Annotated in this window: 17 protein-coding genes, 1 pseudogene and 1 riboswitch; of the genes and pseudogenes, 4 read left to right on the forward strand and 14 right to left on the reverse strand. The window is 38.4% G+C overall.

Going from position 1 to position 20,988, the window contains the following annotated elements; translation table 11 throughout:
- Nucleotides 1-445: 445 nt before the first annotated feature.
- Genes MKX49_RS21270 through MKX49_RS21280 form a run of 3 tightly spaced genes read right to left on the reverse strand, consistent with a single transcriptional unit; the run spans nucleotide 446 to nucleotide 4,113 of the window.
- Complete coding sequence (locus tag MKX49_RS21270; RefSeq protein ID WP_323599029.1) at nucleotides 446-1,534, reverse strand: Ger(x)C family spore germination protein; 1,089 nt, start codon at nucleotides 1,532-1,534, stop codon at nucleotides 446-448.
- Nucleotides 1,531-2,616, reverse strand: a complete 1,086-nt coding sequence (locus MKX49_RS21275) for a GerAB/ArcD/ProY family transporter (RefSeq protein WP_340877677.1) — start codon at nucleotides 2,614-2,616, stop codon at nucleotides 1,531-1,533. Before MKX49_RS21275 ends, MKX49_RS21270 begins: the two co-directional genes overlap by 4 nt.
- A 21-nt stretch (nucleotides 2,617-2,637) precedes the next feature.
- Nucleotides 2,638-4,113 carry a spore germination protein gene (locus MKX49_RS21280; protein ID WP_340877678.1) on the reverse strand — a complete coding sequence of 492 codons (1,476 nt, stop codon included), beginning with the start codon at nucleotides 4,111-4,113 and terminating at the stop codon, nucleotides 2,638-2,640.
- A 366-nt stretch (nucleotides 4,114-4,479) separates the two neighbouring features.
- Nucleotides 4,480-4,658, forward strand: a riboswitch (Lysine riboswitch).
- Between the two features lie 135 nt (nucleotides 4,659-4,793).
- On the opposite strand from MKX49_RS21280, the gene dapA reads away from it, so the two are divergent.
- Complete coding sequence (dapA, locus tag MKX49_RS21285; RefSeq protein WP_340877679.1) at nucleotides 4,794-5,690, forward strand: 4-hydroxy-tetrahydrodipicolinate synthase; 897 nt, start codon at nucleotides 4,794-4,796, stop codon at nucleotides 5,688-5,690.
- Between the two features lie 128 nt (nucleotides 5,691-5,818).
- Nucleotides 5,819-6,781: a D-2-hydroxyacid dehydrogenase gene (locus tag MKX49_RS21290; RefSeq protein WP_340877680.1), complete on the forward strand. Its 963-nt coding sequence runs from the start codon at nucleotides 5,819-5,821 to the stop codon at nucleotides 6,779-6,781.
- 287 nt (nucleotides 6,782-7,068) lie between these two features.
- Here MKX49_RS21290 and MKX49_RS21295 read toward each other — a convergent pair whose 3' ends face one another.
- From MKX49_RS21295 to uraD, 8 genes are all read right to left on the reverse strand, one after another.
- A complete protein-coding gene (locus tag MKX49_RS21295; protein ID WP_048678408.1) occupies nucleotides 7,069-7,488 on the reverse strand; it encodes a VOC family protein in 420 nt (139 codons plus the stop codon).
- A 323-nt stretch (nucleotides 7,489-7,811) separates the two neighbouring features.
- Nucleotides 7,812-8,723: a VanW family protein gene (locus tag MKX49_RS21300; RefSeq protein ID WP_340877681.1), complete on the reverse strand. Its 912-nt coding sequence runs from the start codon at nucleotides 8,721-8,723 to the stop codon at nucleotides 7,812-7,814.
- 42 nt (nucleotides 8,724-8,765) lie between these two features.
- Complete coding sequence (locus tag MKX49_RS21305) at nucleotides 8,766-9,611, reverse strand: hypothetical protein (protein ID WP_340877682.1); 846 nt, start codon at nucleotides 9,609-9,611, stop codon at nucleotides 8,766-8,768.
- Nucleotides 9,612-9,886: 275 nt separating this feature from the next.
- Entirely contained in the window at nucleotides 9,887-10,294 is a 408-nt protein-coding gene (locus MKX49_RS21310) for a DUF1259 domain-containing protein (RefSeq protein WP_323599035.1), read from the reverse strand.
- A 774-nt stretch (nucleotides 10,295-11,068) separates the two neighbouring features.
- Nucleotides 11,069-11,608, reverse strand: a complete 540-nt coding sequence (gene tpx / locus MKX49_RS21315; RefSeq protein ID WP_340877683.1) for a thiol peroxidase — start codon at nucleotides 11,606-11,608, stop codon at nucleotides 11,069-11,071.
- 30 nt (nucleotides 11,609-11,638) lie between these two features.
- On the reverse strand, nucleotides 11,639-11,998 hold the full coding sequence (uraH, locus tag MKX49_RS21320; RefSeq protein WP_034304629.1) for a hydroxyisourate hydrolase: 360 nt from the start codon (nucleotides 11,996-11,998) through the stop codon (nucleotides 11,639-11,641).
- Complete coding sequence (gene pucL / locus MKX49_RS21325) at nucleotides 11,998-12,981, reverse strand: factor-independent urate hydroxylase (protein WP_202186639.1); 984 nt, start codon at nucleotides 12,979-12,981, stop codon at nucleotides 11,998-12,000. The genes uraH and pucL overlap by 1 nt, the downstream gene beginning before the upstream one ends.
- A gap of 13 nt (nucleotides 12,982-12,994) precedes the next feature.
- Nucleotides 12,995-13,492: a 2-oxo-4-hydroxy-4-carboxy-5-ureidoimidazoline decarboxylase gene (gene uraD, locus MKX49_RS21330; RefSeq protein ID WP_340877684.1), complete on the reverse strand. Its 498-nt coding sequence runs from the start codon at nucleotides 13,490-13,492 to the stop codon at nucleotides 12,995-12,997.
- Between the two features lie 239 nt (nucleotides 13,493-13,731).
- Between uraD and MKX49_RS21335 the strand changes: the two genes are divergently transcribed.
- Nucleotides 13,732-14,922: a PucR family transcriptional regulator gene (locus MKX49_RS21335; protein ID WP_340877685.1), complete on the forward strand. Its 1,191-nt coding sequence runs from the start codon at nucleotides 13,732-13,734 to the stop codon at nucleotides 14,920-14,922.
- A gap of 109 nt (nucleotides 14,923-15,031) precedes the next feature.
- On the opposite strand, the gene MKX49_RS21340 is transcribed toward MKX49_RS21335, so the two are convergent.
- On the reverse strand, nucleotides 15,032-16,219 hold the full coding sequence (locus MKX49_RS21340) for a PucR family transcriptional regulator (protein WP_340877687.1): 1,188 nt from the start codon (nucleotides 16,217-16,219) through the stop codon (nucleotides 15,032-15,034).
- A 247-nt stretch (nucleotides 16,220-16,466) separates the two neighbouring features.
- Between MKX49_RS21340 and MKX49_RS21345 the strand changes: the two genes are divergently transcribed.
- The gene (locus MKX49_RS21345; RefSeq protein WP_340877688.1) at nucleotides 16,467-17,807 is read left to right on the forward strand and encodes a nucleobase:cation symporter-2 family protein; all 1,341 of its coding nucleotides are present in this window, start codon (nucleotides 16,467-16,469) and stop codon (nucleotides 17,805-17,807) included.
- Nucleotides 17,808-18,361: 554 nt separating this feature from the next.
- Here MKX49_RS21345 and MKX49_RS21350 read toward each other — a convergent pair.
- Both MKX49_RS21350 and MKX49_RS21355 read right to left on the reverse strand, forming a co-directional pair.
- Nucleotides 18,362-19,495, reverse strand: a pseudogene (locus tag MKX49_RS21350) (glycosyltransferase family 4 protein); the annotation flags it as partial.
- Nucleotides 19,492-20,592 carry a CotS family spore coat protein gene (locus MKX49_RS21355; protein ID WP_063594868.1) on the reverse strand — a complete coding sequence of 367 codons (1,101 nt, stop codon included), beginning with the start codon at nucleotides 20,590-20,592 and terminating at the stop codon, nucleotides 19,492-19,494. The pseudogene MKX49_RS21350 and the gene MKX49_RS21355, both read right to left, overlap by 4 nt.
- Nucleotides 20,593-20,988: the final 396 nt, after the last annotated feature.

Below are 20,988 nucleotides of genomic sequence, written 5' to 3' on the forward strand. Positions count from 1 at the left end.
AAGAAACATGATATGCAAAAAGAGAACATCAGGGGGATTGTAAATCTCCTTGATGTAAAGCTTGTCTCGGATGGTATGACTACACTTTTAATTCTCTAATTACGTCTCTTGCTTTTTTAGCAAAATCTAGTGGTGATTCAAGGGATTTTTAGAATATTAGATATATAGTCTGCAGATGCTTGAAATGCAAGGCAGAGCTTTTTATATCTTTAATTAGCGTCGCAAAAGTAAACGTTCCAAACGTATTAATTTAAACGTGATTTTTAGGCTCAATTGAGACTAATACTAAAGTAAAACATCCAGATAATTTATAAAATAATTTTCAGCAAAAAAAAGCACCCTGTAAATGATGCTAATATTTTACAAATCAACTCCGGAATTTTTCATTTTTTATAAAGAAGAACTCCTGTCGCTTTATTTCCCCAAACCGCAACTCAGTTTACTCCTATTCCACAACGCCCGATTCTAAAATTTCAACTTTAGCATTCACATTTATCGGGATAGAAGTATAAATTTCATCCCATTTTTTCTTATCCCAGCTTCTAGTCCTCGTTCGTACTTGTTCGCCAATCCCTAGGGGATCAACATGTAGTTTTTGAAAATTCCTCACTAAATTTTCCGAGCGTTCCTTCACATCTTTGGACATTTTATCTTCTATAATTTTAATCATTTTAGGAGTTACTTCATCACCGGTATATTCTCGCAATATTGCCTTTATCTCGAGATCGATCGTTATAGGAGTATCTGTCATCGGCTTTGAAATCTTATAAGACCTTTTTGTTTTTATATTGTTGACGGAAGCAAATTCTCTCCCTTCAATTTTTGTAGAGAACCCTTCCTTGCTTGTTGTATTTTCATATAACATTTTGAAAATAACATTTTCTCGGCTCTTAGTCTGATACACGTATTCCCCTTTACTATTAAACATGGCATTTCCTTTAATATAAACTTTCCCATCCAATGCTTTTACGATAGGTAAGAATGGGTCCATTCCTTCAGAGTAATGAGCATACAAAAAAAGATGGAGGTTAGTTCTAGGCAACATACCCATTTTTATATTTTGTTCAATTGTATTAGATAAATAAATTCCTTTATCTATGTTGCCAAACTGCGGGCTTAACACACCCTTTGAACTCCCTTCTACAATGCCGAGTTTTAAAGTAGTTCCAATTGAAGGGTCTCTGATTAATGTATCAATTAGATAGAATATCCCTTGTTTCGCAAGCCTTTTTTCGTATAAAACCACCTCTAATTTCCCACTAAATATGGGTCTTTCAGATTGCTGATTCATCTCATCTCGCACGTCTTTACTAAGTGATGATTTCGAACTAAAGGTAATATTTTTAATGGTTTTATCAGGATAATAAAGAGGTGTTACAGCGATAGCTTCGAAATGAGTCTTATCGACATAATCATATCCGATGGCTGTTGCCAAATTTATTTCATCGAGAACTTTGCTTTCCACCCCCATGCAGCCTGAGAGAACACTAATTAAAAGAAGTATCAGGGCCAATTTCGCGAATAAAATTTTCATTTTTTATCTTCCTTTTTATTTGATATGACAGTAGATAAACAAACCAGAAATAAGACATAAGGAATTTCCAAAATCAATCCTAAATTTGAAATGTAATCCACAAATTGATTAATCATTCCCCTGCCTTTAATTAGATTTGTCATCACAACCAATAAAATTAATAGTAGAGCATAAATTGTTTTCTGCTTCATTTTAAAGTATTGTGAAATCCCCCTTGCCGAAACCCACATATAGAGACATACACTAGGTACTAAAACTAAGACCCATGTAGCGATTCCTATGTACTCAAACCGTTCAACAAAAGGCATTTGTACAATTCCCCAAAAAGACAAAGTTGCCCAAATATATCTACTGATTTGGCCTTCACTGTAATACCCTATTGTCAGGATCGTTAGGCATAAATAAAGGAAAACAGAAGTAAGATTTCCTAGTTGCGCCCACTTTTGTGAACTTTTACGATGCTTAACTAATGGATAATACATCATTAAAGTGGAAACGCCTAAATAGCTATATGACATTTGCTTAGATGCAAGGGCCATTTCTTTAAGAGAATGATCCCATATGGGCAATAGGTTGCGAAAATGTGTAAATTCCAGCGGGAAATAAAAAGTTAGAATTAAATAAGAAGGGATACTGATCCCTAAAAAACAAATACCGGCGACCACTCTAAACCCACCTAAAACCACATAATAAATTAATAAAGCAAATATGGAGGTCACCAACCATGTGTTAATTTGGGGGAATACCCAGGATTGAACGATTTCAAGATAGGATCTTAAAACAGAAATCCCCACCATCAGCCAATACAGTATCCAAATGATATTTAGTAAACCGCCAAGCCACTTTCCAAAAAGTCGTTTCTGTATGCCTATTAAGTCCATATCGTGCCGATTTAATAGGTTGTACATACCCCAAATACCCAATGAAAAGACTACACCACTTATAATGACCGCCATCCAAGCATCATGGCCAGCAGATTTAATGATTATCCTTTGAAATCCCAGGACCCCTACACCTACCTGAATTTTAACGATTAAAAAGAAGACTAGAAAAGGCGAGATTTGATCACTTTTATCGTTCATGTAAGAAACCTCCACTCTCACTTAGTCTTTAGTATCTTCCTTGGGTTCTAACCGAACGGTGTCTTCCGTCTGAACCTCAATTGGACGTTTAGCCTGAAGAAAAAATGGTAAACGAATCAAGGCATCCCGCATATCATAAATCCTTGGCGGATATAATGGTTCAAGAAATGGCCTCCCTAAGGAAGTTACCCTCAGTAAATGCACAAGCAAAAAACAAAAACTGATAGCTATACCCAATAATCCTAAAAAGTAAGCCATGAGTAGGAGAGGAAATCGAATTAAGCGAATGGTATTACCCATTTGATAAACAGGTGTAGTAAAAGAACCAAGAGCCGACAATGCAACAAGAATTAACAATACATTACTCGTCAGCCCTGCTTCAACAGATGCCGTCCCAATAACAATACCACCTACGATACCTATTGTTTGACCTACTTTAGTCGGCAGTCTAGCTCCTGCCTCCCTGAGAAGTTCGATGGCTAATTCCAAGATTAATGCTTCTAAAATCGGTGGAAATGGAATTCCGCTACGAGAAATCACAAGCGTACTGACTAAATCCTTTGGGATCAACTCATAATGATAGGTGAGAATTGCGACATATATGGGGGTCATTAAGATGGAAAACAATACAGCAAAAAAACGAATAAGCCTAAAGAATGAGGCAATTGTCCAGTTGAGAAAATAATCTTCGAATGCCGCAAAGTACTCAAAGAATGTAGAGGGCCCAAGTAAGCCATGTGGAGCTCCATCCACCAAGATCACTACTTTGCCTTCTCCAAGTACTGCAGCCAATCGATCAGGTCGTTCCGTATCGATAAATTGAGGAAAAGGAGAATTTTTATTATCTTCAATCATTTGGGAAATATAGGAGCTATCAATTATTTGGTTAACCCTTAAATCAGATATGCGCTGTATGACGGTTTCTACATTCTCGCTATTTGCAATTCCTTCTATATGAATCACAGCTACTCTTGTTTTGGATAACTTCCCAACAATAATTTCTTCAACAGCAAGTTCTGCAATTGGAAGCCGTTTTCGGATTAAATATATATTCGTATCAAGTGATTCGACCAGTGCCTCTTTCGGACCGACAACACTGAACTCTACCTCTGGCAGTGTAACTTGCCTCGAAGTGTTATTTGCTGCTTTAACTAAAACTGCTTGATCAGATTGATTATTTAATGTAATGGCTATATAACCCATTAACAGCTGACTTTGTAGTTCAGCAGGATTTTTTGTAAAAACAAGCCCCTCTATTGGCAAGTTGTGTACAAGCTCTTCCAGAGTTGAAGAATTTGTATGTAAAAAAGGAAGGAGGTCCCTATGCATTATATCTTTATCAATTAATGTATCGAAAAAAGATACACAGTATATTTCATTTTCAAAATCGAGTGTAAAGCTTGTGAAGTCCTTGGACTTTTGCAGATGTTTGAGTACATCAGTGAAGTCTGTAGATTTATGAATTTCTTGCTTTTTAAAGAATGAATATCTTTTCAATAGACTTCACTCCTTTGATTGTAAGATATGGATATTATTTACGAATTGAAGGTTTTTATACGCACGAATACTTAGTTGAAATTACCGATTAAAATTAGTGGCCAACTGTAATTTGAGTTTTAATCGAATAAATAAAAAAGAATCATAAAAGGGGAGTTGTATTTTCTACTACTCCCTCGTTTAGAACCCTCGTCCATTAAATATTTATTCAACTTATAACGAATAAAGATGAATCCACCCCAATACTCTAGCCATTTCCATAGATTTCTAGCATTCTTAAAAAACTTCATAATTAGGCTTGCAACAGAATGGATTCCCTGTTATATTACAATCAATTAAATATTTTCTTACTTCGGAATCTTTTGAAGTGAGGATAGAGGAGCAAAGACCATTAGTACACATTTTGAGGAGAATGAGATCCTATGACTATTGTGGAAAGGGGAATTTGCCGAAGCGGAAAGAATCTCATGTTCTTGAAGCTGGTTCTGCTATTGAATAAATACAGGACTGTCATATAGGAAACTATATGGAGGGCTATCTTATGCGCGGAAACATTTTCTTGGTAAATATTGTTTCTAATGCAGCAGCGAATCCTCGTTGTTGCTTTTTTGCGTTTACTCCTGAATGGCCCTAACCACCTCTGAATATTTTTAAAAAATTATACAAAAGGGTGTGAAGTTATGAATTTTGGCCAAGTTTTAACCGCAATGGTTACCCCGTTCAATCATAATGAAGAGGTTGATTTTAATGCTACGAGAACTTTAGTAAACTATTTAATTGCTAATGGTTCTGATGGATTAGTAATAGCCGGTACAACTGGAGAGTCCCCTACATTAACTCAAGAAGAGAAAGTGGATTTATTCAAATTTGTTGTAGAAGTTGTTGATGGAAGAGTTCCAGTCATAGCTGGAACCGGCTCAAATAACACGAGAGCTTCCATCAGCTTGACAAGGCAAGCGGAGGCAGCAGGAGTCGACGGAATCATGCTCGTTACCCCATACTATAACAAGCCGTCTCAAGAAGGATTATTTCAGCACTTTAGCGCTATTGCCCATTCCACTTCATTACCGGTAATGCTTTATAACATTCCAGGTCGAAGTGTTGTAAACATGTCAGTGGAGACGATTGTCAGCCTCTCAAAAATCACCAATATCGTGGCAGTAAAAGAAGCAAGTGGTGACTTGGATGCCATGGCACAAATCATAAGCAAAACAACTAGTGATTTTACTTTATACAGCGGCGATGATGGGTTAACATTACCGGTTTTAGCCATCGGTGGAGCAGGCATCGTTTCGGTTTCTTCACACATAATTGGCAATGAAATGCAAGAAATGATCAATAGCTTTAAAAATGGTGATGTCCATGGTGCTGCCGCTGCACATCGTACACTTCTTCCAATCATGAAAGCATTATTTGCTGCACCAAGCCCGGCACCAGTAAAATCAGCATTAAATATGCGGGGATTAAATGTTGGAGGTGTCCGCTTACCATTGGTCCCTTTAAACGATGAAGAAAAAAGAACACTGCAAACAGCTCTGCAGCCTAGTAACGCAGAAGCCATTTTGTTAAATAAATAAAACGAATGATTCTGGAGAAATTTTAAAAAGCAGTGCATACTCGAAAGTAATGCACTGTTTTTTTATCCATGTACGACTCAGGTGGAAGAATTTACACTATATTTAAAGAATCAATAAGGAGAGAGCCAATGGGGGGTACACACAAACCAAACATTCTTGTATTTAGTCCTATTCAGACAGAGGTCGATGCTTATGCTGATCGTATCCGCAATAGTGGGTTCATATCGGTGAAGACAGCGAAAACTTTGGAGGAAGCAGAAAAATATTTACCAGGCACTGAAGTTATCTTGGGGTGGAATTTTCCTACACAATTACTATGTAAACCAATAGCCGCATCTGTTCGCTGGTTTCAATCAATGGGAGCAGGGGTCAATGATTTGATAGCAGACAATTCGATACCTCAAAACATTACAATAACTCGAATTATTGACCAATTTGGTGCTTACATCTCTGAATATGTATTTTTGTTTCTCTTGGACATAGTGAAAGACGGTCCTCGGATGAAACAATCGCAATTGGAGCGAAGGTGGGATCCTTTCATTTCTGAAACCCTAAAAGGGAAAACAATCGGGATCGCTGGACTTGGATCGATTGGCGCTGAACTTGTTCGTAAAGCCCGAGCATTTGATATGAATGTACATGGGTTAAGCTTTAGTGGAAAACAAGCAACACTCGTGGATCTCCACTTTACTCCAGATCAATGGGGTGAATTTGTAAAAGACCTGGATTATTTGGTCCTGACGCTTCCTTTAACGGATTCCACTTATCATATCATTAACCAGGACCTACTTTTAGCGATGAAACCCAACGCTTACCTTATCAACGTTGGCCGCGGCGCATTGATAGATGAAGGGGCTTTACTATCTGTCATGCGGGAAGGACATCTTCAGGGAGCAGTCCTTGATGTATTTGAGACAGAACCGTTGCCAAAAGAACATGCCTTCTGGTCCATGCCCAATGTGTTTGTCACTTCCCACCTGTCAGGGCCCAGTACGATTAACGAAGTGAGCAACTTTTTCATAGAAAATTTAAGGCGATTTTCAAGTGAACAACCATTAAGTGGAATGGTAGATCGGAATCGAGGGTATTAAACCCTTAAATAATTTTTGAAACAGCCGCATTTTTCATCGAAGGAATGCGGCTTACATTTATTTAGCTCTATATTCCTCTTACAAATCAAAAATCCCCTCACAATAGATACTTTTTTCGATGGAGATAACGCAATTGTACCATCCATTTATTATCTCCTTATGTATAGTTCCATAAGAAAAAGCTGCCTTAATGACAGCTCCGATCAGTAAACGATTCTATAAATTGTATATACGAACTAGATGCGAGTAATGCAAACTGGACATGCTTTGAATGCCGTCAGCGCGGATCACGCTTTTCTGTTCGAATCCAGAACATCCAAATAGTGCTGATTGTACATAATGCCTAGGATATTCCCAAAGGGATCAACCACGGATGCAGTAATGAACCCCTGACCGCGAACTGTGGGTGCCTCGTGTTCTTTCGCTCCCATAGACAGCAGCTTCTCGAAAGTTGCTGTCACATCGTCGACGTGCCAGTACACGACGGCACCCCCGGCCGCTCCGGTCGACGAACCACCGGGCGCGTAGCGGCTATCGATTAGGCCCAGCTCGTGCTGGTAGTCCCCGAGGCGAAACTCGGCATATCCCGGCCGTTCGAAGTATGGGTCGGTACCCAGCAGCTCTGCGTACCACTTCTTTGCCGCCACTAGATCGTCGGCCCAAAAACTGACGGTGGTGAGTCCTCTTAATGTCTTTGTTTCGCTCATAATCGATTTCCTCCTCAATGTTGAGTAAGTAACTATACTTCAATATTTAGGGTCACCGGGTGATTTCCTAGTTGCAGTTCCGATAGCTATTGTAAACGTCTATGCTGACAACAGTATGTCAGTGTAAGTGAATATTTTATCAAAAGTGGCTTGAACATTTATTCCTTTGATTAACTTCGATTTACCTACGAATAAACCCTTCTCTTTTTCAAGAAAATGTCCCAAACAAGCCCTTGCTCCAATAAGCAAAGGCTGTTTTTACGCGTTTCTTCTATATATACATCAAATTTGCCAAAGGTGCCCCCATTCGTATACGTGTACTTTTACGAACGAATAATTTGTTCTTTGGATATCTGCTTTGAAGCATCAGGAATCTTTCGTATTTTATAATTAATCATATCTGAAGAGTAAACCATGATACTCACCATTCCTCCTTGGATCGTAGCCCGGATCAGGATCGGTTGATTGTACTTGTTTTTAAAACTAAAATCAGGCCCATACCAGCTTACTGTTGCATCGCGGCCGGATGGAACATACGGAACGCTCCTTGTATGGGAATAGCGTTGAATCGTTTGCAACCCTGCATTGTCGATAGCATTAAACAATGTTGATGAAACCTGGCAAATCCCTCCGCCAATCCCTTCAGAAAACTCTCCTTTAACGATAACCCGAGCGAGCAAATATCCTTTTTCTACTGACCTCTTGCCAACAGCTTGGTTAAAAGAAAAGACCTCTCCTGGAAACACGACATAATTATTAATGGCTTCTGCAGCAAGTGAGATATTATTTGAACGATTTTTATTGTTCACATTAAAATAGGTTCTATATTCACCTATCTTTTTTTCACGAATTTCCGCAAGTATTTCGCTGTCAACCTTTGGATGAATAGCAAGCAAAGGTACTTCTAGTTTGTATGATCTACTACTGTACAAAAAGGAATGAAATTGCTCTTTAAAGGCTCGATGGTATAGCTTGTAACCTACCCGCCCAGGTAGAATATTACCTTGCTTGTCCATTGTGGCATTTACAGGTTTTTGGTAAACTTGCCGGTCTATTTTTTCGACAAATTGATTGTATTTATCCACGTCCACCATAGGAACATCCAGGAAGGGCATTGTAATATCAGCATGGTTGACACTGGCAATCGTTTGTCCTTGGTGGGTTACCAATAAGCTTTCAGAAATATTCACTGGTTGAACGAATAGCAAAAGTCCCGCAATCCATGTTAATCTCATTTAATGCACCTCCTGGGTTGGTTTCCTTGAACATTCACAATTTCACTTCAAGTCTTCATAAATTGCATCTTGATCAATAAACCAACGATCAGGCAAACTCTCCTTGCGGATCATAAAATGCATAACCTTTATTTCTTTGCCTTCTTTCTTCTTATAAATAGCTACTTGAACGGGTACATCCACGAGAAATAGACCATTTAGCTGTTCAGGCGGTTGTCTTAAAGGGTCAACCACTCCAAAGTATGTAATATCTTTAACAAGTTTATTGACACGGTTAGGGTGACTCGGATTTGATAAGGTCATTGCTAATAATTCCTGATTTCCTTGATTAATGGCAATGGTAAAAATACGTATAAGTTCGTAAGGATTTACCGTTTGTATATAATCATCAAGCTTACCAGCCGCCTTCAATACCATTAATTTATGAGAAAGATCTTCGTTTTTCAACCTATGCGTAATACTTCCAGAGAAATGAACGCAAAAATGACCTGAAAAACCATTTGGAAGAGCACCAGCACCATGTGGCATTCCGTGCATGGATGCAGCAATCATTTGATTATTGATTAATACAATAATGGCTCTTCTATTCCAACTCCATTTATTATTATAAATTTTCTTCATGATTTGAGTATCTTCTTTGGTTAATGGCTGTACATCGGCATGATGGCTACCTGCCCTTCGTTGTACCTTAAATGATAAACCAGTTTCAATATCGATTATGGTGAAATTTGTTTTATCAGGAATAATGTTATTTACAATCTCCCAAGGTAACATCTCAATTTTAAAACTTATAGGTCCTTCTTCATCTTCCCATTCCATGGCATAGACCGAGTGATCGACCATTAAGACAAATATAAAAATAGCGATAATTAATTTATTGTTTTTCATTTGGCCTCTCCTGCATTTTTTCTTATTATTTCAGGACAAACTAAATTGAATACCTTTGAAAATTTGGAAATTCTTCAAATTAAGCTAAAAAGGTTCAGACATGCTAGTGTTAATGGTCCAATATGTACTTTTGATATCCCTAATCCGGTAATTTAGAAACTACACAAGATGCCATGCGGCCTGCTCCAGGGGAAAATAAAAGACATGATATACAAAAAAAAACATCAGTGGGATTGATAATCTCACTGATGTAAGGCTTGCCTCGTATAGTCTGACTACACTTTTAATACTCTAAATGCATCTCTAACTTTTTTAGCAAAATCTAGAGGTGGTTCAATCGATTCAAAGTGCATATACATTGCCCGAGGTTCTTCAAATAACCAGTGATTATGAATAGAAGTAACTAAAAGGTCCCTTTTTCTAAGTTCAGTTAATAACGGGTTAACTTCTTCTTGTAAAAGAACTGTTTCCCCTAAATTTAATGCATTCCCCCTACTATCAACATTTTCAAACGTAAAAAATTGCGGATTGACTAGTGGAGATTGCGTTCTGCGATCAAGTATTGTGAATTTAATATTACGAAACTTTTGCACCAAGCATACTCCTTCTGGAGTAATCATTCCGTCTCCGCCTAAAATTCTTGCATATTCCTGACATAATCTTCTTCGTTTTTCCGAACTCATGAAAAATCCCCTTTCAAAAAAAAAATTTTCCACATGCTAAAATTCACGATTATTATATTCATCTGTTGACGAGGATATTAGTTTAAAATCCTCAACTTCTAATAATCTAGGTTATATGAACATAAAAAACCTTCAGATTTTGTTCTGAAGGGATTTTTGTAGAGTATTATGATATTACAGATGCTTACATTGATAAATTGAAATGGAACAATGAAAAGGACTCACCTTCAACAAGAAATAATAGAAGGCAAGTACTTTTAACTTTTATTGTATTAAACCACTGAACATTCTTAAGTGGGAATGGATATGACCCAGAAAAGTTGTTTTAAAAAGGGCCCTCGATAGATTTTACCATTAGGTGATGTAGAAAATATCATTGCAGGGGCTGTTTATCATCAAGAAATTGAAGTGGAAGGGGCAGAGATGACGGATTTCAGGAGTTTACATGTATACTTATTTCTATTTCAGGTGTTTCTAGCATTGTTATGTTAATTAGTAAGTGAAAACATAAAAAGGGCGCTTCCTCTGATAAGGAAGCGCTTCTATCTTATTTAAAGCTATTGGACTTTCATTATAGCATGATTTTCCTTCAAATAAAAGTAATTAATGTTTAATTTTAGTAATTATATTTTACATTAGAAAGAGACCTGGATAAGTCACTGGAAAACTACTAATTTAATTCAGTATCACCAAAAGACCGTCCAGCTTTTTGTAAATCGGACGGTCTTGCGGATAATAGAATGTACTTTTACTTTCCTTCGTAAGGGAAAATGTTTATTTAGCTGCACCAGCTTTATTTATTACTTCCTTCGCTACCTGCAATGCGGATTCATAATCTGCGTGATCCGTGACTTCCGGTACATATTCCACATACTCAATGGTTCCTTCTTGATTGATTACAAATACTGCCCTGCATTCCAATCGTTGTTCTTTCATATACGTTCCATATGCAGTACCAAATGACAAATCAAAATGGTCGGAGAGAATGGTTATAGCTTCGACATTACTTTCATTACACCATCTTGCTTGAGCAAAGGGAAGGTCTGCGCTGATAGCCAACACCGCTACATCATCACCCATTTTGCTTGCTTCTTCATTTAAGACCCTTGTTTGTAAATCACATACACCAGTATCAAGCGAAGGAACAGTCGTGATGATGCATGTCTTATTTTTATAGTCTGTTAAATGTGCTTTACGGCGGTCATTTGTTAATAGTGCGAAGTCAGGTGCCTTATCCCCTACTCTTAGTTCGGGACCAATCAAGGTCACTGGATTACCGCCTAAAGTCACTGCACCAGTACGTTCATGTGCCAAATTGAACCCTCCAACTCTCTTACTGATTTACTAGCTTCCTCGATAGGTGCTATATCCTCCCGGAGCAACAAGCAGAGGAACATGATAATGTTCTTCATTACTTCTTATTCCAAAACGAAGTGGGACCTTATTTAAAAATGGCCTTATATTGGGATCATTCGCTCCATCATTGAAATATTCCCCAACATAAAAGACAAGCTCATACTCACCTGGTTTGAGATCATCCCCTTGAAGAAGCGGATCATCCACTCGCCCATCTTTGTTTGTACAGACCTCTTTTATGAAAGAATGGTCTCCCTGTTCTGCTATGGCCCAAAGTTCTATCTTCATCCCTTTTGCCGGCAGACCTTTAGACAGGTCCAAAACATGTGTGGTCAGCTTACTGTCCATTATCGGGAAGCCCCTACTGTTGAATCAGCTGCCTTTTTTTGTTTAACGTCTTCTTGTGTAACGACAAAGCCTTGGAAGCCAAACGGAGGACGTGGTTCCTGATAAACACTTCCTTCTGAATTCGGAATGGTTTCCACAACGGTTTCCCAGGTACGGTTATTGGTTTTAAATTGAACATTAGCCAGCTGAGGGAAACGTTCCAGAATCCTAATACCAATATGATAAATGAGCTGCTGAATCGAACGGTTATTCAGTTCATGGAACACTGTGTTTGCAATATCACAAATTTGTTCTGCTGCTACATATTTTTCTGGATCCGCTCCAGTGCCATCCTCCCAGCGGCTATATTCCCAATCGAAATCCAAGTAGATAAATAGTGGACGATCCTGAGCTTCTGGCAGTGTGGTGTATTCATCTTGAATAAATCCATAAAAAGAGCTTCCTTTAACCTTGATTAAATGGACATCAACTATTCCACTTGAATGCTTAACGATTTTGCTTCCGGTAGGTGTCCTTTTGACTTCGATTGTAGTGGTAGCCCTTTCATTTCTGGAACATCGATAGACAACATCACTATTTTCATGTCCTTCCCCTTTTGGAACGAGTACATGATCGAAGGGAACTTCAGTTGCTGTCAGTTCCACTGCATCTATGTGGCTATACTTATCAAGGAAAACTTCACATATGAACTTTAAAAATCCTTCAGCCGTATTTCCTTGATAATTAGCCGCCTGGCGATGAATGATATTTTTCATGGAATCCGTTGCAACCACCAAGCTATTATCTCCTTCCGTAAAAGAAGATAAAAAAGCTTCTCCTTTCAGAGAAATCTGACAATTAAATCCAAAAATAGTATTATCTCTTTCTGTGAAACTTGATTCCGGTATTTTCCTCAAACCTGTAAGAGGCTGCACAAAAGTCCTATATACAAATACATCCCCTTTACCGTAAAACATCGTTCTGTTTTCATTTTGAGCTGTCATATTATTCCTCCTCCTAGTTTATAAAATCAGATAACCTGTGGCTGGCAATTAAGTGGATTTGCTTGATCGCTTCCTTCAGTTCATTTGCCTGATCCAAACCAATCCTTCTTTTCATCTCTGCCTTTATCACCGTTTTATCGCTGCCACGGACAGCAAATATGAACGGAAATCCAAACTTTTCTTTATACTGATTATTTAACGCATGAAATTCTTCATATTCATCCGGAGAAAGCGAATTCAAACCGGCTGCGGATTGTTCTTTAACTGATGCTTCAGCCATATCAATCCGGGCTGCTAGGTCCGGGTGAGACTTGATTAATTGGAGCTGTTCCGATAATGAGGCATTCTCCACAACAACTTCCATTTTCTGCTTTAGGTCCTCTAAGGAAATGAATGGCTTGTACTCCCATGAACGCTCTGCTATCCATGGAGAATGTTCATATACCCAACCTAACTTTTCGATGAATTCCACCTTGTTCAACTCATTAATGCTATTAAGGTCAGATATCAATACGGGCCCTCCCTTCTTCCAATTATTTTTATAATTCAAAACATTCTTAACTTAATTGAATTATATACATGCGTTCATTTATAGGTCATTAGCTGAAAAAGCTAATATTTTTCCAACCCCTTTGTGCTTACCGCACTCACCGTTTAAAGAACAGGCCATCCTAATAGCTTAGCTTCTGTTGCCAATATTCAAAAAATTAGTTAAATTAGAGAAAAAAGGCACAGCGAAGGGGACCTATCATGCATTTAACGATGACTGATGCATTAAAATTACCACAGATCAAACAATGCCAAGTGGCAGCTGGCATGCAGGGACTTAATAGAGAAATAGAATCCATCAATAGCTTTGATGCTCCTGATGTGCTTTCCTGGTTGAAGCCAAATGAATTGATTCTAACAACCGGATACTTATTTCAAGATAATCCGCAACAATTAGACCAATTCGTAATCGAATTGGCAAAAATGAATTGTTCAGGATTGTTCATCAAACTGGAAGAAATTCCGCAAACCACCATCAGCATTGCCAATATGGCCAATTTGCCCATTCTCAAAATTCCCCCTGAGTTTTCGCTATCAGATATCATGTCTCCCCTGCTTCGTGAAATTGTAAAGAGACAGAATGAACAAAAAGAGAAAAGCTATGACATGGAAGATATTTCCGGAGTTGGTGCTGGAAATTTAAGTTACGGGATTTTAGAAATGACGGAGGACAAATCCAGCTCCCAACAAATTACTGGGGGATTCATATGTACGGTTTTACCTTTAACGCTACAATGGAATCAAAGGAATGATTCCATTACTTATAAACAGCTTATCAAGACAATTGAAACATTAACCGAGCAATATAAAATCGATAAGCTCATAAGGAATATCAAGGGCAGTCTAGTAATCATTTATCTGGATACCATCCCCTTAGGGAACACCCGCTTTTATTCACAAGTCACCCAGATAAGCCAACAAATCATCTCTACTTTATCTACACACCTGCCAATGGAACTTACACTGGGAGTCGGTAACTATCATACAGGTATTCATAACCTGGCCCATAGCTTACAGGAAGCTTTACAATCTATTGATTTGGGAAAACGATTGAACCCAGGAAAGGAAGTTTACGGCTACAAAGAATTAATAACATTTAAAATTTTGCAGTATGCTCCAAAAAATGTGCTCATGGATATTGTTACAGGTAATTTAGCACCGCTGAAGGACCATGACGATGAAACCCAGTCTGATCTGATCAAAACCTTGGAGGCCTATTTGCAATGCAATCTTCGACCTGCTGAAACGGCCAGAAAAATGGGGGTACACCGAAACACTATCCATTTTCGAATTAAAAGCATAAAAAAACGATTAGGAATGGACTTAAGCAATGATGATCTGTTCACTTTAAAACTTGCCCTATATGCCAAACGTCTGCTGGATAACCAATAAGAAAATGGCCCATACACATGAAAAACTGCCAGGGATCCTTCATTCCCTGGCAGTTTTTCATGTGCAGTAACACTTGATTCCCGATTCCTTCAAATCATGCTTCCTTTACTTAGTCATGTAATAATAACTTCGCAGCTTTTATACTAAACTGCAATTTAAAAGCAATATCCCTCGATTTTAAATCAACTCCCAATAATTCTTCAATTCTAGACAAACGGAACTTTACAGTATTTCGATGAACAAACAAAGCCCGTGCCGCATCTTCTATTCTCCCTCTTGAAAATAGATAGGTTTCCAGCGTTTTTAACAACTCACCCTCATTTTCCCTATCATATACAATAATCGGCTGAATCATGGATAGCACGTATTGAGTTATGGCATCCTTAGGGATTTGATTTATTAGATCTTCAACTTCAACGCTTGCGTAATCATTGATATTAGTCGGGTTAAGCCTCGAGCCAAGTTGAATGGCCTTTTTAGCTTCAATAAACCCTTCTTTCATATTGTAGAATTCCTTTTTCACCTTGCTTAACCCCATGGATAGTGAAGTGCCAGGATCATCTTTGGATATAAGACCTTCTAAAAGGATGGCAATTCGTTGAGCCTGCATAAGAAGGTGTTCATCAGTCACCATTCCTTTCCCTTGCAGAATAATCAATTGACCATCGAAATCGATATTCCAATACTTGAAATCTTCCCTTTCCGTTTGGTTTAATTTCTCCAACATTCTGCCAATTGGAAAGAATGAATCCCCTTCTTCTTTCGTTCCGTTTATTAAGAGCAGAATATAGGGCCTATCGGGATTAAAGCCAAATTCCTGTAATTGGGGGATAAAAGATGAACTCCTATTTTCCCCATTCAAAAGAGAATGAAAAACTTCAACACTTCCTTTTCCATTGTTATTCACTTTCTCCTTATTAACAAGTTCATATGTAAAGCTGAATAATAAGTCGGATAAAGGCATTTCATAAGGAATCTCCAGCAATGGGAAATTGTACTTGTTCGCTTCTTCCACCATTCCAGGAGGAATCGTAGAAAGAAACCGCTTAATCTTGATAGCTAATCCAGCACTTCCCCTTTTCGACAATTCCCTCACAAGATTGATTTGAGCATTCAGGTCATCCTTAAACACATAACCGGTTGTCAGCAGGAGTTCCCCTCGTTTAATCCATGATATATCCGGATGATCCATTATACTTACTGAATTAATTACCCGAGTTAACCCTTGACTTCCTCCAATAACTTCCACTTGGTTTAGGGCAGGAAGTTTCAAAGCTTTTTCGATCGTTAAATACATATTTCTCCCCCTATTCTTCTTAATTATATACAGAGTGAACTTGAATGAATATTCATATTTTTCCAAAAAATAGTCTTGATTTAGCATTATGGCGGTGATAATATAAAAATACACCGATTTTGTAAATAGCGTTTCTTAATAAGCAACAGAAAAACCATCCATAAGGAAGTATTTACAAAATCACAAGGAGGCGATTTCGTTACATTCATATAATTGGAAAGTCGTGACTAATTAAAAGGGGGCAAACATGGAAAAATTGAGCAAACTAAACACGTTATTGTTAGGTTTACAGCATGTTTGTGTAATGTATGGAGGAGCGGTAGCTGTTCCACTAATCGTCGGTCCTGCAATCGGCTTGACACAAGAACAGATCATATACCTGATCTCGTTTGATTTACTCGCCTGCGGGATAGTCACCTTGCTTCAAGTTATTGGCGGTAAAGGATTTGGTATAAGATTACCTGCTTTAATGGCTGTTTCTTTTATCGTGGTTGAGCCAGTAATAGCCATAGGATCGGTCCATAGTATAACCGGGGTTTTAGGCGCAGTTATGGTATCCGGAATAATTGTTGCCATTTTATCAGGAGTAATCGGTAAATTAATACCCTATTTCCCACCAATTGTTGCAGGGTCCGTCATATTAATCATAGGCGTGTCATTAATGCCAGTTGCCATGAAAAATGCAGCGGGCGGAGTCGGTTCCCCCACCTTTGGAGATCCTATGAATCTAATGCTAGCTTGTTTTACACTAGTAAGTTTCCTTTTATTGAATACACTTACTAAAGGTTTCTTGAAAGCGGTTTCAGTTCTTTTCGCCATGATTCTTGGCACTATATTGGCTGGTTTTCTAGGTATGGTCGATACCTCCGGCTTTATAGAGGCCAGCTGGTTTACAATGGTGACTCCTTTTTATTTTGGGGTACCTACCTTCGACCTTTCATCTATTATCACTATGACAATCATATCTTTAATCATAGCTGTGGAAAGTATAGGCGTCTTTTTGACACTCGGGGAAGTATGCGGGAAGGAAATAACCGAAAAAGATGTGGAAAAGGGCCTCCGTGCAGAAGGAATAGGGAGCTTCATAAGCGGTATCTTCAACTCTTTCAACCATTCTACCTTCTCCCAAAATGTTGGCTTGGTCTTGCTGACAAAGGTAACTCAGCGCTCGGTAGTAATCACGGCAGGTTGTATCCTAATCTTTCTAGCTTTTGTGCCTAAGGTTGCCGGTCTTACGACAATGATCCCTTTACCCGTTCTGGGCGGGGCCATGATACCAATGTTCGGCATGCTTCTCTCTGCAGCTTTGGGGATGATAGCCAAAGCGGATTTAAGCAAACCTTCCAATCAATTGACGATTGCACTTGGAATAGGAGTCGGTCTGGCAGTCAAGGGGGTCCCGGAAGCATTCGATAAATTCCCGGAAACAGTCCAATTAATATGTGGAAACGGAGTCGTGATGGGTACAATAACACTGGTTGTGTTAAATGCCATCCTGAATGGAAAAACAAATCCATCCATTACACACCATCATTCCATACCCGAAATTCAACCAAGCATGAGCCAGAATATTAATATCCACCCTTAGAAAGTAGCGGACAAGGCAATTCTCTAAGGGTGTCTAGTTGGCTAGGTTCTCCAACACTTTTAATTATAACCTTATTCAGGGAATTTTCAAACAAATAATACAAGCACCTTGCAACAGCCTATTTACTAGGTAAGCAAGGTGCTTTTTTTTACTCAATTATGGCTCTTCAACTTGTTTCATTTGAAAGGAGAGCGATATAACCCTCCAAAAATTTGGAGTCACTCCCGAAATTCCCGACCTTTTTTGAGTCTATATTCAAGGGGTCCCTTAAATTGTATTTTTTTACAAAGTCTGATTCCGTGGGGTGTCATTGACAAGTTTTTCGCATAATAAAATTGACACTTGGGGTGGTTCCGGAGAGCTTTAAGCTTAACTTCCTTAGCTTATTAGGGGGTAATGGAGGTAGGTCCTGCAGATGCATCATCGCCAATCATTTTGTTTTTCGTACCCTTTAGGAATGGTTCACATAAATGTGATCCGTAACCCCTTCAGCACCAGTGACAAGTATTTTAGTAAGCGCAATTCACATCCACTCTTGATTGGTTATTCAGTTATTTTTTCCAAACTTCAAGTATTTCAGATCCTACTCGATCCCATTCATATAAGCTAAGGGCAAGTTCTCTGCCTCGTTCGCCCATTTTTTTCATTAGTGACCTGTTTGATAGAATTTCAGTAATCTTCTCTGTAAAACATCCAGGATCTTCTGGATTCTCTACTACAAGCCCATTCTCTCTTATACGAATGACCTCTGGATTTCCGCCTCTTGCAGTTGTTACGATTGGAAGCCCTGAAGCCATCGCTTCATAATGGACGCGCGCAAGCGGTTCTTGCCATATTGATGTACACACGAATAAATCGGCAGCAGCGAACCAATTTTGTATTTCACTAGGTGCGACAAAACCTGTTGAAACAACTGGGATAGGCAGCTTTTTTGCCAATGCTCTTACATAAGCTACATAATCGGTAACATCATTTTGGCTGAACCATTTACTTCCGACAATAACTAAAGCCAAATCCTTAAATTTACTTGAAAGCTCAGGCAGTGCCCGAATTAACCTATCGACACCTTTATTACTTGAAAGTCTACCTGCAAATAGTATGACCGTTTTGTTTTCAAGACCGTTCGCTTTACGTAATTCATTACGAATTTTTTGCATTCTCGGGTGACTGCCGGGCAGGAATCGATTGGTGTCAACACCAGAATAGATGGTGCGGATCTTTGATGAAGCTTGTGGATATAAACTTTTTATGACATTGCCTATATAATCGCTGACCGTTACAATATTCGTAACTTCGTCTATGGCTGCTTTTGCTTCCTCCGGATTGATTTTCTCTGGATTAAACATATCATTATGCATGCTAAGGGTAATTTTTGAATGAGGGGCTGCTTTTCGGACAGGAAGGACTAGCCGAGGCCGATTGAATATATGAATTAGATCGAAATGGTTTGCTTCAAGATAGCTGACAACCTCTTCTCGATATACTTCGAATATTTTTCCAGGTACACGTACATAACGGTTTCCATCAATCGTCTCTTGATCAGGGAGTGATGGATCATTAATACCTAAAACCGTTATATCATGGGCTTTACTTAAATGTGGCAGGATGCCTGAGATATAGGTTTGAATGGCCCCGCCCAGTACCGGAGGAACAGGAAGCTTTTCGGTACAAATCATTAAAATTTTCATGTTTGTTCCATTCCCTTCCAATCATCTTTAATTTCTTCTAACACTGGCCATTTTGTTTGATCGGTATCAACAATTGTTTGAATCATCGTTGTTGTTTGATCAGTTAGAAATAATTCAGGTTCATATACTACTTCTTTAACATTCTTGTAAAATTCATTTGGTGCAGATAAATCGATCATTAAGATATCATATAGTTGCGATGAAATTGGATTTGCCTCGTGATAGGACTTGATCATTTCCCTTACCCAAGTTGCATCCCATCTATATAAATCCGCCATTGTGCCGGTAATCAGTTTTCTTAAATCGCGAATAGGAAGGTCATAAGCAACACCGTCAAGGTCAATAATCCACATTCCATTAGAGCCCATTTGACCATTTGACCAGCCATAATCTTGATGCACTAATCCCCAATATTCATTACCTTGTTGCGCTAGCTCTAGATAGCTTGATTCATTTAATCTTTCTAAGCTTCTTTTTGCTTGTTCTTCAAATTCATTTAAAACATTCAGCAAATAGGGGCTTGCAGGCATTTCTTCATATGCATTAGCAATGTTCCGAAACCAATCCATCTTATTGATGACTTTTTCATAAGTCGCTGGCCATTTATATAACCGGGATGCAACTTCAGCTTGTTTAGGCGGAACATACCCTTTGCTTAAAAGGTGGAATTCACCGAGAGCATTACAAAGATGCTTGGCTCCTTCCAAATCCTTTGATACAGGTGCCAATGATTCGATCCACTCAGCGACGAACCATAACTTCCCTCCCGCCTCAACATAATCCTTTCCATCTTTGGTTTTCACGATGGGCGGTACTCTTGCTTCCTTAACATTAACTAAATATTCTTGAGCTCCTAAGCTAAACATGCTTCTTGTAGGTCTTCTGTGTAAAAGTTTTAAACTCTTTGGCCCTGAACTTGTTTCCATTTTCCATATAGAGCCGCCTTTATCTGGTTTTGTTGTAACAACTTGAATGTTCTGAACGGAGAAACCGTAATGTTCAAGAACTTCCAGTGCCATTTTTTCAATATATTCAGGAACAAAAAACTCATGAGTGAGTTCATCTTCTTCCCAAGGCACAATTATTGCTTTCTCCATGAAAACCCCTCCTGTGATATATATAAAAGTATTTTCCGCCAAAATAAGGGCAAGGTCACGACAGATTCATTATGTTCTAATATCAGGCTGTATCCATATATAAGCATAATTTTCTAATGTTGAATATTGTTCTTTATTAAATACCCATGATTAATCAACACCGCTGGAGTAACCATACTTTTTAATAAACTATGTGGAAAAAAAACTTTTGTATCAGACAATTCACCCAAATTGTTAGGTAATTGGGTTCTCCTGCAAATATGACCAATTAGAAACATAGAATCTCAATAACCTTTTCATCTATGAATTAAAATCTCTCCTTGGACAGACTTCACACCTTGTGCAAAAACTTTTTCACAGGATTTCAATTATTTATAACGAATGACTAGAAGAATT

Origin of the sequence: Peribacillus sp. FSL M8-0224, from assembly GCF_038003055.1 — a bacterium.
Taxonomy (GTDB): Bacteria; Bacillota; Bacilli; order Bacillales; family DSM-1321; genus Peribacillus; species Peribacillus frigoritolerans.

Excerpts from the sequence above, each read along its gene's own strand:
- MKX49_RS21355 (WP_063594868.1), bottom strand. The coding sequence starts at position 20,592 with ATGGAGAAAGCAATAATTGTGCCTTGGGAAGAAGATGAACTCACTCAT.
- MKX49_RS21345 (WP_340877688.1), top strand. The coding sequence starts at position 16,467 with ATGGAAAAATTGAGCAAACTAAACACGTTATTGTTAGGTTTACAGCAT.
- MKX49_RS21300 (WP_340877681.1), bottom strand. The coding sequence starts at position 8,723 with ATGAGATTAACATGGATTGCGGGACTTTTGCTATTCGTTCAACCAGTG.
- MKX49_RS21275 (WP_340877677.1), bottom strand. The coding sequence starts at position 2,616 with ATGAACGATAAAAGTGATCAAATCTCGCCTTTTCTAGTCTTCTTTTTA.
- MKX49_RS21295 (WP_048678408.1), bottom strand. The coding sequence starts at position 7,488 with ATGAGCGAAACAAAGACATTAAGAGGACTCACCACCGTCAGTTTTTGG.
- MKX49_RS21270 (WP_323599029.1), bottom strand. The coding sequence starts at position 1,534 with ATGAAAATTTTATTCGCGAAATTGGCCCTGATACTTCTTTTAATTAGT.
- MKX49_RS21290 (WP_340877680.1), top strand. The coding sequence starts at position 5,819 with ATGGGGGGTACACACAAACCAAACATTCTTGTATTTAGTCCTATTCAG.
- MKX49_RS21305 (WP_340877682.1), bottom strand. The coding sequence starts at position 9,611 with ATGAAAAACAATAAATTAATTATCGCTATTTTTATATTTGTCTTAATG.
- MKX49_RS21340 (WP_340877687.1), bottom strand. The coding sequence starts at position 16,219 with ATGTATTTAACGATCGAAAAAGCTTTGAAACTTCCTGCCCTAAACCAA.
- uraH (WP_034304629.1), bottom strand. The coding sequence starts at position 11,998 with ATGGACAGTAAGCTGACCACACATGTTTTGGACCTGTCTAAAGGTCTG.
- dapA (WP_340877679.1), top strand. The coding sequence starts at position 4,794 with ATGAATTTTGGCCAAGTTTTAACCGCAATGGTTACCCCGTTCAATCAT.
- MKX49_RS21335 (WP_340877685.1), top strand. The coding sequence starts at position 13,732 with ATGCATTTAACGATGACTGATGCATTAAAATTACCACAGATCAAACAA.
- pucL (WP_202186639.1), bottom strand. The coding sequence starts at position 12,981 with ATGACAGCTCAAAATGAAAACAGAACGATGTTTTACGGTAAAGGGGAT.
- MKX49_RS21310 (WP_323599035.1), bottom strand. The coding sequence starts at position 10,294 with ATGAGTTCGGAAAAACGAAGAAGATTATGTCAGGAATATGCAAGAATT.